General features: G+C 68.8%; 14 protein-coding genes. 13 read left to right on the forward strand and 1 reads right to left on the reverse strand.

Annotation, left to right across the window (positions count from 1 at the left end; all coding sequences use genetic code 11):
• The coding region (locus Q7W29_13570; protein MDO9172850.1) for a hypothetical protein at positions 1–962 on the reverse strand (962 nt) is incomplete at its 3' end.
• 516 nt (positions 963–1478) lie between these two features.
• Between Q7W29_13570 and Q7W29_13575 the strand changes: the two genes are divergently transcribed.
• The 13 genes from Q7W29_13575 to Q7W29_13635 form a co-directional block, all read left to right on the forward strand.
• Positions 1479–1928 (forward strand): NADH-quinone oxidoreductase subunit A, encoded by a 450-nt coding sequence (locus Q7W29_13575; GenBank protein ID MDO9172851.1) that lies wholly within the window; start codon positions 1479–1481, stop codon positions 1926–1928.
• Positions 1925–2560 (forward strand): NADH-quinone oxidoreductase subunit B family protein, encoded by a 636-nt coding sequence (locus Q7W29_13580; GenBank protein ID MDO9172852.1) that lies wholly within the window; start codon positions 1925–1927, stop codon positions 2558–2560. Before Q7W29_13575 ends, Q7W29_13580 begins: the two co-directional genes overlap by 4 nt.
• Positions 2561–2576: 16 nt before the next feature.
• Positions 2577–3257 (forward strand): NADH-quinone oxidoreductase subunit C, encoded by a 681-nt coding sequence (locus Q7W29_13585; GenBank protein MDO9172853.1) that lies wholly within the window; start codon positions 2577–2579, stop codon positions 3255–3257.
• Between the two features lie 6 nt (positions 3258–3263).
• Positions 3264–4430 (forward strand): NADH-quinone oxidoreductase subunit D, encoded by a 1167-nt coding sequence (locus tag Q7W29_13590; GenBank protein MDO9172854.1) that lies wholly within the window; start codon positions 3264–3266, stop codon positions 4428–4430.
• A 4-nt stretch (positions 4431–4434) separates the two neighbouring features.
• Positions 4435–5484: an NADH-quinone oxidoreductase subunit NuoH gene (gene nuoH / locus Q7W29_13595; GenBank protein ID MDO9172855.1), complete on the forward strand. Its 1050-nt coding sequence runs from the start codon at positions 4435–4437 to the stop codon at positions 5482–5484.
• Between the two features lie 23 nt (positions 5485–5507).
• The gene (locus tag Q7W29_13600; protein MDO9172856.1) at positions 5508–6074 is read left to right on the forward strand and encodes an NADH-quinone oxidoreductase subunit I; all 567 of its coding nucleotides are present in this window, start codon (positions 5508–5510) and stop codon (positions 6072–6074) included.
• Positions 6071–6619 carry an NADH-quinone oxidoreductase subunit J gene (locus tag Q7W29_13605; GenBank protein ID MDO9172857.1) on the forward strand — a complete coding sequence of 183 codons (549 nt, stop codon included), beginning with the start codon at positions 6071–6073 and terminating at the stop codon, positions 6617–6619. Before Q7W29_13600 ends, Q7W29_13605 begins: the two co-directional genes overlap by 4 nt.
• Positions 6616–6924, forward strand: a complete 309-nt coding sequence (gene nuoK / locus Q7W29_13610) for an NADH-quinone oxidoreductase subunit NuoK (GenBank protein ID MDO9172858.1) — start codon at positions 6616–6618, stop codon at positions 6922–6924. Before Q7W29_13605 ends, nuoK begins: the two co-directional genes overlap by 4 nt.
• Before the next feature lie 15 nt (positions 6925–6939).
• Positions 6940–9072: an NADH-quinone oxidoreductase subunit L gene (nuoL, locus tag Q7W29_13615; GenBank protein ID MDO9172859.1), complete on the forward strand. Its 2133-nt coding sequence runs from the start codon at positions 6940–6942 to the stop codon at positions 9070–9072.
• Positions 9073–9099: 27 nt separating this feature from the next.
• Positions 9100–10596 carry an NADH-quinone oxidoreductase subunit M gene (locus tag Q7W29_13620; GenBank protein ID MDO9172860.1) on the forward strand — a complete coding sequence of 499 codons (1497 nt, stop codon included), beginning with the start codon at positions 9100–9102 and terminating at the stop codon, positions 10594–10596.
• A gap of 25 nt (positions 10597–10621) precedes the next feature.
• A complete protein-coding gene (locus tag Q7W29_13625; protein MDO9172861.1) occupies positions 10622–12103 on the forward strand; it encodes an NADH-quinone oxidoreductase subunit N in 1482 nt (493 codons plus the stop codon).
• Between the two features lie 9 nt (positions 12104–12112).
• Positions 12113–13192, forward strand: a complete 1080-nt coding sequence (locus Q7W29_13630) for a thioredoxin domain-containing protein (GenBank protein MDO9172862.1) — start codon at positions 12113–12115, stop codon at positions 13190–13192.
• A 56-nt stretch (positions 13193–13248) separates the two neighbouring features.
• A partial coding sequence (locus Q7W29_13635) for a hypothetical protein (GenBank protein MDO9172863.1) occupies positions 13249–13472 on the forward strand: 224 nt, incomplete at its 3' end.

Here is a 13472-nt window from a genome sequence, read left to right on the forward strand (position 1 = left end):
TCGCCGGCCGCCAATTCGCCCTCGGCCAGCACCGCAACCAGCGCCCCGGCCAGATCGTGGACCGTCAGCCGCGCCCGGACCGGCGCTTCCAGGGCGAAGGTCACCGTCGTCAGCGGGTTGAAGGGATTGGGATGGCTGCCCAATCGCAGGTTCGGGGCCGCCGGCAGGTCACCGGCCCCGGTCGCGCCCGACAGTGCCTCGGAGGCCCCGATCAGCGCCGCGGCGAACGCCGGACCGGTCGCCGCGTTGGCGGCGGCGTTGGGATGGGAGTCGCCGTCGTAGTGGCTGCGCTCGTAGACGTAGCGCAGCCGGTTGGCCGCCGCCGAGCCGTCGTCGGGCGCGGCCAGCAGGTCGAACAGGTCGAAGGCGACGACGTTCGGGCGGCCGGCCAGGTAGTCGTCCGAACACAGCCAGTCGGCGAAGGCGCGCGCCCGCGTCGCCTCGGCCGTGTTGGTGGCCAGCCGGTGGCGCGGCGGCTGGCTCATCACCACGAACACGTGCCCGGGGTGCTGGTCGAACACGTCGCGCATCTGCAGGTACCATTGCTTGCGCGCGGCGAGCTCGGCGTCGGTCTCGATGTTCGAGGCCGGGTAGCAGGACTTGAACGCGATGACCTGGTGGTTCTGCAGGATGAGGTCGCGGGCGCCGTTGGCCGTGGTCCACAGCGCCAGCAGGCCGTCGGGGTCGGTGTTGTCACCCGGGATCTGGTAGCTGACGCCGGGCTGGTCGCCGTCGGGTCCGGTCAGGCCGAGCGCGTTGTAGTCGTGGTCCCAGAACGCGTATGCGGTGCCGTGCAGGGCGTTGTGGTCCGCGATGCAGTCGCGGACGTCGCCCTCGGCGATGACGTTGCGGCCGGTCGAGTGGTGCAGGAAGAACAGGTTGGTGAGCGTCTCCGCGGCGGCGGTCGTCGCCGCCGGCGCGGCCAGGGCGAGCGTCAGCAGGAGCGTGATCGGGCGTCGCATGGTGCACTCCGTCGGTGGAGGTGGGCGTGAACGGCTCCGCCGCCGGTGTGCAAACGGGGGTCCAGGCGGCGGGCGGCCGCGGCGGCCGGAGCCATGCGGCGCGTCCCGGCGCGTCGATCCGCCCGTCCCCGTCGATCGAAACAAGGCCGCCCGGGTCCTCGATCCGCAGGCCCCGCCGGCATCGTGCAGGATGAAAGCGGTTCCCGGGGCAGACCGCACGCCTAGCGGCCCATCAGATGGCCTGTGCGGATTTCACGCCGCCCGCCGGCCGGTGAGCGAGCGTTCGCTGAAAGAAAGAACCCGCGAAAACGGCGGATTGAAGGCTGCTTTGGGGAGTTCCGCTCCACAGCCGACATACGGGACACGAGAAATCCTTATTGATCGACCCTTGACAGTTCCAGCCGGAACAACCTGTATTGGCAGCGACATGCCGCGCGGCGGGCCGCGACTTCGCCCCGCCCCGCACCGTCCGCGACAGGGACCATCCGTCACCCTTCGCACGGGGGTTGGTGCCCGATGACACAGACGCCCTGCCTGGCCGCCGTCGCGACCGGGCTGCACGCCGGCTACGCGATCGTCCTGCTCTTCCTGCTGTTCGGGATCTTCTTCGGGAACCTGGCCCTGGGCATCGCCCGGCTGGTGCGCCCGCGCAAGCCCGGCGGGGAGAAGGCGGTGACCTACGAGTGCGGCGAGCTGCCGAGCGGCTCCTCGTGGGTGCGCTTCAACATCCGCTTCTACCTGGTGGCGCTGTTCTTCATCGTCTTCGACGTCGAGGTCATCTTCCTGTACCCGTGGGCGGTCGTGTTCCGGCCCCTGTCGGCGGCGGCCGGTTCGCTGGTCTTCGTCGAGATGGTGATGTTCCTCGGCATCCTGGCGATCGGCCTGGCCTACATCTGGGTCAAGGGCGACCTGGACTGGGTCAAGAGCCTGGCGCGCCGCAGCGGCACGGAGGTGGGCGGGGAATGACGCAGGACCGGAAAGACTACGTCGAGTCCGTGACCCCGCCCGAGGGCTACGACCCGCGGCGCGAGCAGTGCCTGGACTTCCACCTCGCCGAGGACCTGGCCGCCATGGCCGGTTCCGACGACAAGAACTTCATCCTGACCACCGTCGACAACCTGTTCGACTGGGCGCGCCTCTCGAGCGTCTGGCCGGTGACCTTCGGCCTGGCCTGCTGCGCCATCGAGATGATGGCCGCCTCGGCCACGCGCTACGACATCGACCGCTTCGGCGCCGGCGCCTTCCGGGCCACGCCGCGCCAGGCGGACCTGATGATCGTCTCGGGCACCGTGACGGCGAAGATGGCCACGCGCCTCAAGCGCATCTACGAGCAGATGCCCGAGCCCAAGTGGGTGGTGGCCATGGGCTCGTGCGCGATCGGCGGCGGCCCGTACTTCAAGTACGGCTACCACGTGGTCAAGGGTGTGGACTTCATCGTGCCGGTGGACGTGTACATCCCCGGCTGCCCGCCGCGCCCCGAGGTGCTGCTCGACGGCCTGATGCGCCTGCAGGACAAGATCCGGGGCCGCCGGGACGACGCCAAGCCTCCGAAGTGGGTCGCGGACTACGCCCGCAAGATCCCCTACGTCAAACGCTGAACGGGACGGGACGACCATGGAAGCGACGGCCATCCACGCGCTGCTGCAGAGCCGGTTCGGCGACGCCGTGTCGGACTACGTGGACGGGTTCGAGAAGGGCTCGCTGGTCGCGGCCGGGCGCGTCGCCGAGATCGCGGCGTTCCTGCGGGACGATCCGGCGCTCGGCTTCGAGTCCCTGATGTGCCTGACCGGCCTGGACTGGGACGGCTACGACGCCTCGGGCAAGGGCAAGAGCGTCGACATCCTGGGCTACGACGTGCTGGGCCGCCCGCAGGCCTCCGACCGCGTCGGCGACGGCGACCTGGGCGTGGCCTACGCCCTCTACTCCCACCGCCACGGCCACAAGCACACGCTGTTCGTGCGCGTGCCCCGCGCCGCGCCCGAGGTGGCCTCGGCGGCCGCAGTGTGGCCGACGTCCGCCTGGCACGAGCGCGAAGCGTGGGACCTCGTCGGGATCCGCTTCACGGGCCACCCCGACCTGAAGCGCATCCTGCTGGACGAGGACTGGGAGGGCCACCCGCTGCGCAAGGACTACGTGATGCCGGGCGCCTGGCAGGGCGTGCCCCTGGACGGCCGCGACTACGCGGCCTGCAAGTGGGACGAGTCGGGCGTGACGCTGCCCGACGACGTGAAGCGGCCGGACGAGCCGAAGCAGCCCGACGAGACGACGCGACCCGAGACCGGGAACCAAGGGTAGGTGGGCATGAGCGAGACGGCGGCCGGCCGCGGCTGGGGCGGGCAGGACGTGCGGCGGGAGCTGCACTCCGAGCTGCTCGAGATCAACATGGGACCCCAGCACCCGGCCACCCACGGCGTGCTGCGGCTGCTGGTGCGCACCGACGGCGAGATCGTCCACGGCGTCACCGCGCACATCGGCTACCTGCACCGCTGCGCCGAGAAGATCGCCGAGGGCTGCGACTGGCGGCAGTGGATGGTCTACACCGACCGCTTCGACTACCTGGCCCCGATCAACATGAACTTCGGCTACGCGGTGGCCGTCGAGCGGATGCTGGGCGTCCAGGTCCCCGAGCGCGCCGAGCACATCCGCGTCATCTGCGCCGAGCTGCAGCGCATCGCCAGCCACCTGATCGCCATCGGCACCTTCGGCCTGGACATGGGCGCCTGGACGCCGCTGCTGTACTGCTTCCGCGAGCGCGAGGAGATCCTGAACATCCTCGAGCGCCTCACCGGCGGCCGCATGCTCTACAACTACTTCGACATCGGCGGCCTGCGCTTCGATACCTACGACGGCTTCGAGCGGGACGTCCTGGCCTTCGTCAACATCATGGAGCAGAAGATCCCCGAGTACGACACCCTGCTGTCGTACAACAAGATCTTCATCGAGCGCACCGCCGACGTGGGCGTCATCGACCTGGCGACCTGCCTGGCCTACGGCTGCACCGGGCCGGTGCTGCGCGGCGCGGGCGTCCCCTTCGACTGCCGCAAGGACGACCCCTACTCCATCTACGACCGCTTCGAGTTCGACATCCCCTACGGCGAGGGGGAGCAGGGCACCGTCGGCGACTGCTGGGACCGCTACATGGTGCGCATGCGCGAGATGTACGAGTCGTGCCGCATCATCCGGCAGGCGGTCGACGCCCTGCCCGGCGGCCCGGTCAAGGCCGAGGACCTCAAGAAGCTGGTCAAGGTGCCCCAGGGCTCGCTGTACACGCGCACCGAGAGCAGCAAGGGCGAGATCGGGTACCACATCTTCGCCGACGGCGGCAGCAAGCCCTTCCGCACGAAGGTGCGCTCGCCGTCGTTCTCGAACCTCCACGTGATCGAGAAGGTCGGACCGGGCATGATGCTCTCCGATCTCGTGGCGACGGTCGGGTCGCTGGACATCGTCCTCGGGGAGATCGACAGGTGACGCCATGCAAGTGATGACCGACCTCTTCGCGCGGATCTTCGGCGACGGCCTCTCGCCGCTGGGTCTGCTGGTCGCCGGCGGGCTGACCATGGCCCTGATCATGGCGCTGGTGATGGCCTCGTGCGCGATCGTCTTCACCTGGGCGGAGCGCAAGGTGGCCGGCTTCATCCAGAGCCGCTACGGCCCCATGCGCGTCGGCCGCTGGCACGGCGTGCTGCAGCCGGTGGCGGACATGGTGAAGATCCTCGGCAAGGAGGACATCGTCCCGCAGGACGCCGACAAGCCGCTGTTCATGCTGGCGCCGTTCGTGATCTTCGTCGGCTCGCTGATGGCCTGGGCCGCGATCCCCTTCGCGCCCGGCTTCATCGCCGCCGACCTGGACCTGGGCCTGTTCTACATCTTCGCGGTCAGCAGCGCCGCGACCATCGGCATCCTGATGGCCGGCTGGGCCTCGAACAACAAGTGGTCCCTCTACGGCGCCGCCCGCGGCGCCGCGCAGGCCGTCAGCTACGAGATCCCGCTGGCCCTGGCCTGCATCCCGGTGGTGATGATCACCGGCTCGCTGAACATGAACGACATCGTGATCGCGCAGCAGGGCGGCATCTGGCGCTGGCACTTCCTGCACGACCCGTTCCTGTTCGTGGCGTTCCTGCTGTACTTCGTGGCCTCGATCGCCGAGGTGAACCGCGGCCCCTTCGACCTGCCCGAGACCGAGTCGGAGCTGGTGGCCGGCTACCACACCGAGTACACCGGCATGCGCTTCGCGTTCTTCTTCCTGGCCGAGTACGCGAACCTGTTCCTGGTCTCCTGCGTCGCCACGGCGGTGTTCCTGGGCGGCTGGCAGCCGCTGTTCGGGCCGGTGTTCCTGCCGGGCCTGGTGTTCGTGATCAAGGCGGTGCTGCTGGTGCTGCTGCAGATGTGGCTGCGCTGGACGCTGCCGCGCCTGCGCGTCGACCAGCTGATGCACGTGTGCTGGAAGGTGATGGTGCCCCTGGCGCTGGTCTGCGTCCTGGGCGCCGGCATCTGGATGTTGGCGACGGGCCAGGCGGGCTGACCGTCGCGCCACCGGAGCGGAACATGACCCAGTATCTGCGCGGAATCTACGACGCGGTGGCCTCGGCCCTGAAGGGCATGAGGATCACCGCCAAGCACGTGGTGCGCAAGCCCGTCACGCTGCAGTACCCCGACGAGCGCTGGGTGCTGCCGGCGCGGTTCAAGGGCTTCATCATCAACGACACGAACCTCTGCGACGGCTGCCTGCGCTGCGCCAAGGTCTGCCCCGTGGACTGCATCTACATCGAGACCATGGGCAAGGGCAAGGACCGCTTCATGCACCGCTACGCGGTGGACTACAACAAGTGCATCTGGTGCGGCCTCTGCACCGAGGAGTGCCCCACCTTCGCCTGCCAGCACAGCCTCGACTACGACCACGCGCTGTACGACCGCAGGCGCCTGGTCTACGAGTTCGTCGACCCCGAGCGGCCGGTGCCCTGCCACAAGGAGCGGCGCCAGCAGATGGGCTACTTCGTGGAGCAGGTCGCGGCGGCGCCGCCGGACCCCGACCGGATCGCCAAGGCGCCCCGACGTGCGGACCTGCCGGAGGCGGCGCCCGGCGCCGGCGGCGGGGAAGGAGGGGGATCGTGAGCGGAGACCTCGTCTTCTACGGTTTCGCGCTGCTGACGGTGCTGTCCGGCTTCTTCGTCGTGGCCAGCCGCAACGTCGTGCACGCGGCCTTCAGCCTGCTGTTCACCCTGTTCGGGGTGGCCGGCCTCTACGCCCAGCTGGGGGCGGACTTCCTGGCCGTGACCCAGACCGTCGTCTACATCGGCGGCATCCTGGTGCTGGTGATCTTCGCGGTGATGATGACGCGCATCCCGCGCAGCGACGCACCGCGCCGCGGCCTGGACCGGGCCGTGCCTGCGGCGATCCTGTCCCTGCTGGCCTTCGCCCTGGTCTACATGGTGATCGTGGGCACCCGCTGGCCCGAGCGCGCGACCGGCGCGCCGGAGGCGACCGTGGCCGAGATCGGCACGGGCCTGATGACGACCTTCGTCTTCCCCTTCGAGTACGCCTCGCTGGTGCTGCTGGCGGCCATGGTCGGCGCGGCCATCCTGATCCGCGAGCGCGCGCCGGCGGACGAGGCGGCCGGCGCCGACGACGCGGCGGGGAAAGGGGAGGTGCGGTCATGACCGTCGGCCTGGAGCACTACCTGACCGTGAGCGCCCTGCTCTTCGGGCTCGGCATCTACGCGGTGCTGACGCGCCGCAACGCCGTCGCCCTGCTGATGGGCGTGGAGCTGATCCTCAACGCCGCGAACCTGAACTTCGTGGCCTTCGCCCGCTTCGTCGACGGCGGCGTCGACGGGCACATCATGGCCGCCTTCGTCATCGTGCTGGCGGCGGCCGAGGCCGCCGTGGCCCTGGCGATCGTGCTGGCGATGTTCCGCAACTTCGGGACGGTCAACGTGGACACCGTCAACCGGCTGAAGCGATAAGGGAGAAGCATCGCGATGAGCGAACATGCCATCCTGCTGACGGCGCTGGCGATCCTGCTGCTGCCGCTGCTGTCCTACGCGGTCCTCTTCTTCTTCGGGAAGAAGCTGCCGCGGCAGGGCGACTGGCTGGGCACGGGGCTGCTCGGCGTCGCCTGGCTGCTGGCGGTGCGGATCTTCGCCCGCTTCTGGGCCGCCGGCGACCCCGGCCTGCGGGTCGAGGGGGGCGTGCGCTGGCTCGACCTGGGCCGCTTCACGGCCGACGCCGGCATCCTGGTCGACGGCATGACCGCGATCATGCTGGTGGTGGTGACCACCGTCAGCCTGCTGGTACACCTGTTCTCGATCGGCTACATGCACGGGGACCGCCGCTACGAGCGCTTCTTCGCCTTCCTGGGCTTCTTCACCTTCTCGATGCTGGGCATCGTGCTCAGCAACAGCCTGCTGTTCCTGTACGTGTTCTGGGAGCTGGTGGGCCTGGCGAGCTACCTGCTGATCGGCTTCTTCTTCCACAAGCCGTCGGCCGCCGCCGCCAACAAGAAGGCCTTCCTGACCAACCGCGTCGGCGACTTCGGCTTCTTCCTGGGCATCCTGATCTTCTTCACGGCCTACGGGACCTTCAACTACTTCGAACTGTTCGCCGCCGCGCACCTGGACCCGCTGTCGGGCGGCCTGCTGACGCTGGCGGGCGTCGGCCTGTTCATGGGCTGCGTCGGCAAGTCGGCGCAGGCCCCGCTGCACATCTGGTTGCCCGACGCCATGGAGGGCCCCACGCCGGTCAGCGCCCTGATCCACGCCGCGACGATGGTCGCCGCCGGCGTCTACATGGTCGCCCGCCTGCTGCCGCTGTTCGACCCGAACGCCCTGCTGGTGGTGGCCTACGTGGGCGCGATCACGGCCTTCCTGGGCGCGACCATCGCCGTGGTCAAGACCGACATCAAGAAGTCCCTGGCCTACTCCACCATCAGCCAGCTCGGCTACATGGTGATGGCGATGGGCGTCGGCGTCGCCTCGGCCGGCATGTTCCACCTCTGGACGCACGCCTTCTTCAAGGCCCTGCTCTTCCTCGGCTCCGGCTCGGTCATCCACGCCGTCCACACGCAGGAGATGCCGCTGATGGGCGGCCTGCGCACGAAGATGCCGATCACCTTCTGGACCTTCCTGATCGCGACCCTCGCGATCTCGGGCGTGCCCTTCTTCTCGGGCTTCTACTCCAAGGACGCCATCCTGGCCGGTGCTCTGGCCTTCGGCATGACGAAGTCGCACTACGTGCCCTTCCTGCTGGCCCTGATCGCGGCCGGGCTCACGGCCTTCTACATGTTCCGCATGGTGTTCCTGACCTTCATGGGCAAGCCCCGCGACGAGGAGCGCCACCACCACGCCCACGAGTCGCCCTGGACGATGACGGTGCCCCTGGTCACGCTGGCCGTCCTGGCCGTGGTCTCCTCGGGCTGGCGCGGGCCGACCGAAGGCTGGTTCTCGCGCTTCGTCGCGCCGTACGACATGGCGCGCATCGTCGAGGAGGCGCCCGGCGCGCCGCACGCCGGCGAGGCCCACGCGGTTCCGGCCGCCGCTCACGAAGAGCACGCCTTGCCGCAGGAGCCCCATGGCGAACCCGCGCCTGCCGGACCGGCGCACGGCGAGACCGCCCACGGCGACGCCCACGACGCCCACGACGCCCACGTTCGCCACCAGGCGCACATCACGGCCATGGTCCTCTCGATCCTGGTCGCCGGCCTGGGCATCCTGGTCTCGTGGCTGACCTACATCCGCGGGCGCATCAGCGCGCCGGCGGTCCTGGCGCGGCTGCCGCGCGTGCACCACGTCCTGCAGAACATGTACTTCTTCGACGAGTTCTACGCGGCGACGGTCTATCGCTTCACGCTGTGGTTCAGCTGGCTCAACGGCGCCTTCGACCGCCTGGTGATCGACGGCATCGTCAACGGCATGGGGTACCTGACCCGCGTGCTGAGCTGGTTCGCCGGTCTCGCGGACCGGTACGTCGTCGACGGTCTGGTCAACGGTGTGGGCGCGGTGATCCAGGGGGCCGGCGAGGGCTTCCGGCGCGTCCAGACCGGGCGGGTGCAGTCGTACCTGGCGTACGCCTGCTTCTCCGTCCTGTTGCTCGTGTTCGTCTTCCGCGCCCTGTAGCGGTGCTACCCCGAGAGGAGCGTCTCGATGGCTGACCATCTCCTGTCCTGGATGACCTTCGCGCCGGTCATCGGCGCGGCGGTGATCGCCGGCCTGCCCGGCCGGTACAAGGATTTCACCAAGTGGATCGCCGCCGCCGCGACCGCCGTGCCGCTGCTGCTGGCGGTGCAGCTCTTCCTGCAGTTCGACCGCACCACGGCGAACATGCAGTTCACGGAGCACTACACCTGGATCAAGAGCTTCAACATCGAGTACTTCCTGGGCGTGGACGGCCTGAGCGTGCCGATGGTGCTGCTGACGGCCCTGCTGTCGTTCCTGTGCATCATCGCCTCCTGGCGGATCGAGAAGGCGGTGAAGGGCTACTTCAGCCTGTTCCTGCTGCTCGAGGCCGGCATGATGGGCGTCTTCTGCGCGCTGGACTTCTTCCTGTTCTACGTGTTCTGGGAAGTGATGCTGCTGCCGATGTACTTCCTGATCGGCATCTGGGGCGGCCCGCGCAAGGAGTACGCCGCCATCAAGTTCTTCCTGTACACGCTGGCCGGCTCGGTGCTGATGCTGCTGGCGATGATCGCCTTCTACTACAACGTGAAGGACCCGGTCACCGGCGGCCACACCTTCAACATGCTGCACATGATGGACCAGGCCAACCACGGCGGCATCCTCGACCTGGCCAACGTCCGCTTCGCGATCTGGATGGGCCTGTTCATCGGCTTCGCCATCAAGGTGCCGGTGTTCCCCTTCCACACCTGGCTGCCCGACGCGCACGTCGAGGCGCCCACGGCCGTCTCGGTCATCCTGGCCGGCGTCCTGCTGAAGATGGGCACCTACGGCCTGCTGCGCATCAGCTACCCGATGCTGCCCGACCAGGCCGTCGGCTTCATGGTGCCGATGGCGATCCTCGGCGCGATCAACATCCTCTACGGCGCCTTCTGCGCCATGGCGCAGACGGACATGAAGAAGCTCGTGGCCTACTCCTCGGTCAGCCACATGGGCTACGTGCTGCTGGGCATGTCGGCGATGAACGAGGTCGGCATCAACGGCGCCGTGCTGCAGATGTTCAACCACGGCACGATCACGGCCATGATGTTCCTCTGCGTGGGCGTGATCTACGACCGCGCCCACCACCGCGACATCAACGGCTTCGGCGGCCTGGGCCTGCAGCTGCCGGTCTACACCTCGGTCTTCTCGTTCGCGCTGTTCGCGGCCGTCGGCCTGCCGGGCCTGAGCGGCTTCGTCAGCGAGGCGATGGTCTTCATCGGCGCCTTCCCGACGCACCGCACGATCACCATCGTCAGCGCCCTGGGCATCGTCGTGGGCGCCGCCTACGTGCTGTGGATGCTGCAGCGCGTGTTCCTGGGCGAGAAGAACGCGAAGTACGACTCGCTGCCCGAGATCAGCGCCCGCGAGCTGTTCACCCTGGTGCCCATCGGCATCATCGTGCTGGTCCTGGGCGTCTACCCGATGCCCGTGCTCGACCTGATGAAGGTGTCGCTGAACCATCTGATCAAGGTCGTGGCCGGCTAGCCGCGGCCGCGACGGGGAGATGCCCGTGAGCGTGGACATGCTGCAGATCCCGGACTGGTCGGACCTGGGCGGCTTCCTGCCCGAGACCGTGATGTTCGGCGCCTTCCTGCTGGCCCTGCTGGGCGACCTGGTCGTCCGCCGGCGGCCGGTCGTGCCCTTCGCCATCGTGATGGCCGGCGCCCTGACGGCGCTGGCCCTCTCCTTCGCCGGGCTGGACGCGCCCGAGCGCACGATCCTCGGCGGCCTGGTGATCGTGGACGGGATGGCGGCCTTCTTCCGCATCCTGTTCTCGCTGATCGCCGTGGTGACGCTGCTGGTCTCCTGGGCGAGCGAGGAGATCATGGGCCGGACCCGCGAGAACAAGGGCGAGTACTACGCCCTGATCGCGCTGATGACCGGCGGCATGATGGTCATGGCCGAGGCCCGCGACCTGCTGATGCTCTACCTGTCGCTCGAGCTGGTCTCGCTGAGCAGCTACGTGATGGCCGGTTACATGCGCAACAGCCTGCGCGCGACCGAGGCCTCGCTGAAGTACGTGATCTTCGGGGCGGTCAGCTCCGGCGTCATGCTCTACGGCCTGTCGCTGCTGTACGGCCTGACCGGTTCGCTCACCTACCTCGGCGTCCGCGACGCCCTGGCCGCCGGCGCCGGCGACCCCCTGTCGCTGCTGACGGTCTGCGTGCTGCTGCTGGCGGGCCTGGGCTACAAGATCGCCATGGTGCCCTTCCACTTCTGGGCCCCCGACGTCTACGAGGGCGCGCCCACGCCGGTGTCCGCCTTCTTCTCGGTGGGCCCCAAGGCGGCCGGCTTCGCCCTGATGATCCGCTTCTTCTACACCACGATGCAGCCGGCGGTCGACCGGGTCGACTGGCGCCTGCTGATCGCCGTGCTGTCGGTGGCGACGATGACCTACGGCAACCTGGTCGCCGTGCGCCAGGTCAACGTGAAGCGCCTGCTGGCCTACTCCAGCATCGCCCACGCCGGCTACCTGCTGATGGGCTTCCTGATGCTCACCGCGGAGGGCCTGCAGGCGATCCTCTTCTACCTGCTCGTCTACGCGCTGATGAACCTGGGCGCCTTCCTGTTCGTGGTCGCCCTGAACAACTCGCTCAAGAGCGAGCACCTCGACGACTACGCCGGCCTGGGCTTCCGCTCGCCCTGGGCGGCCGCGATGATGATCGTGTTCCTGTTCTCGCTGACGGGCCTGCCGCCGACCGCCGGCTTCATCGGGAAGTTCTACCTGTTCGCCGCGGTCATGCACGAGGGCTGGTACTGGTTGGCGATCGTCGGCGTCCTCAACAGCGTGGTGAGCCTCTTCTACTACATGAAGATCGCGCGCACGATGTACTTCACGAAGGCGCCCGCCGACGCGCCCCCGGTGCCGATCGCGCCGCTGCACTACGTCACGCTGGTCCTGCTGGCGGCGCCGACCCTGTTCCTGGGCTTGTACTGGGGCGAACTCAAGGACCTGGCCGACCGGGCCGTCCAGCACTTCACCGCGCTCTAGAGGAGAACCATGCGCACGCTCGCCACCATCGCCCTGGCCCTCGCGGCCGCGGCCTCCTTCGCCGTCGCCGAGACCCCCGCGCCCGCGCCTGCGTCCGGGGCGCCGCTCGACTGGCGCGAGGGCCGCCCCTGGGCCGAGGTCGTCGCCGAGGCGACCGCCGCCGGCAAGCCCATCTTCATCGACTTCTTCGCCACCTGGTGCGGGCCCTGCAAGATGCTCGACGCCCAGGTCTACAACCAGCCCGCGGTCATGGCGGAGCTGGCCAAGCTCGTCACCTACAAGGTCGACGTGGACCAGGAGCCGTTCAAGCCGCTGGCCAAGCAGTTCGGCGTCAAGGCGATGCCCACGATGGTGCTCTGCCGTCCCGACGGCACCGAGATCGACCGCTTCCTGGGCTTCCGCCCCGCCGAGGAGTTCCTCGCCACGGTCGTCGACTACATCGCCGGCCGCAACACGTTGTCCGACCTGCAGGCGCGCCTCACCGCCTCGCCCGACGACCTCGAGCTGCTCGGCCGCCTCGGCACGAAGTTCTCGGAGCGGGGCGAGGTCGAGCCGGCCCGCACGGCGCTGACCCGCGTGCTCGAACTGGACCCGGCCAACGCCAAGGGCCATGCCGCTCCGGCCCTGCAGGCCCTGGCGGAGATGGAGGCCATGGCCCGCGACTACCCGATGGCCGTGACGCACCTGCAGCGGCTGCTGACGGCGTTCCCGGACGCCGTGGACCGCGGCGAGGTGCTAGGCTTCACGGCCTGGGCGCAGGGCCGCGCCGGCGACCTGCCCGGCCAGACCGCCACCTTCCGCGAGCTGCTGAAGCTGAACCCCGACGACGTCCGCACCCTGAACGCCCTGGCCTGGTCCCTCTCGGAACAGAAGCAGGGCCTCGAGGAAGCCACGACCCACGCCCTGCGCGCCGCCGAATTGAGCGGCGACGACCCCGAGGTCTGCGACACCGTGGCCGTGGTCTACTACGCTCGCGGGATGACGGCCGAAGCTCTCGCCTGGATCGACAAGGCGATTGCTGGGGATCCGGGGAACGAGGCCTTTCGGCAGCGGCGCGAAGTGATGGTCCAAGAGACTGCCGGGAAGTGACAATACGGTTCTGGCTCTGAAATTGTCCCTGGCGCGGCCATTGCCGCGCCGGGGGCATGACCACCAACACCCCCGGCTGGCAACCGCCCCTCTGCCCCAACCCCGACTGCCAATTCCACCAACACGTTAGCCCCGCCTGGCACTACAAGCGCAAGGGCTACTTCTCCCGCCGCTGCGCCCCCAAGCGTATCCAACGGTTCACCTGCCTCCACTGCGGGCGCAACTTCAGCACACAGACCTTCTCCACCTCCTACTGGCTCAAACGGCCCGACCTGATGCC

This window comes from bacterium, assembly GCA_030654305.1.
Taxonomy (GTDB): Bacteria; Krumholzibacteriota; Krumholzibacteriia; order LZORAL124-64-63; family LZORAL124-64-63; genus PNOJ01.

Excerpts from the sequence above, each read along its gene's own strand:
- Q7W29_13575 (MDO9172851.1), top strand. The coding sequence starts at position 1,479 with ATGACACAGACGCCCTGCCTGGCCGCCGTCGCGACCGGGCTGCACGCC.
- Q7W29_13580 (MDO9172852.1), top strand. The coding sequence starts at position 1,925 with ATGACGCAGGACCGGAAAGACTACGTCGAGTCCGTGACCCCGCCCGAG.
- Q7W29_13585 (MDO9172853.1), top strand. The coding sequence starts at position 2,577 with ATGGAAGCGACGGCCATCCACGCGCTGCTGCAGAGCCGGTTCGGCGAC.
- Q7W29_13590 (MDO9172854.1), top strand. The coding sequence starts at position 3,264 with ATGAGCGAGACGGCGGCCGGCCGCGGCTGGGGCGGGCAGGACGTGCGG.
- nuoH (MDO9172855.1), top strand. The coding sequence starts at position 4,435 with ATGCAAGTGATGACCGACCTCTTCGCGCGGATCTTCGGCGACGGCCTC.
- Q7W29_13600 (MDO9172856.1), top strand. The coding sequence starts at position 5,508 with ATGACCCAGTATCTGCGCGGAATCTACGACGCGGTGGCCTCGGCCCTG.
- nuoK (MDO9172858.1), top strand. The coding sequence starts at position 6,616 with ATGACCGTCGGCCTGGAGCACTACCTGACCGTGAGCGCCCTGCTCTTC.
- nuoL (MDO9172859.1), top strand. The coding sequence starts at position 6,940 with ATGAGCGAACATGCCATCCTGCTGACGGCGCTGGCGATCCTGCTGCTG.
- Q7W29_13620 (MDO9172860.1), top strand. The coding sequence starts at position 9,100 with ATGGCTGACCATCTCCTGTCCTGGATGACCTTCGCGCCGGTCATCGGC.
- Q7W29_13630 (MDO9172862.1), top strand. The coding sequence starts at position 12,113 with ATGCGCACGCTCGCCACCATCGCCCTGGCCCTCGCGGCCGCGGCCTCC.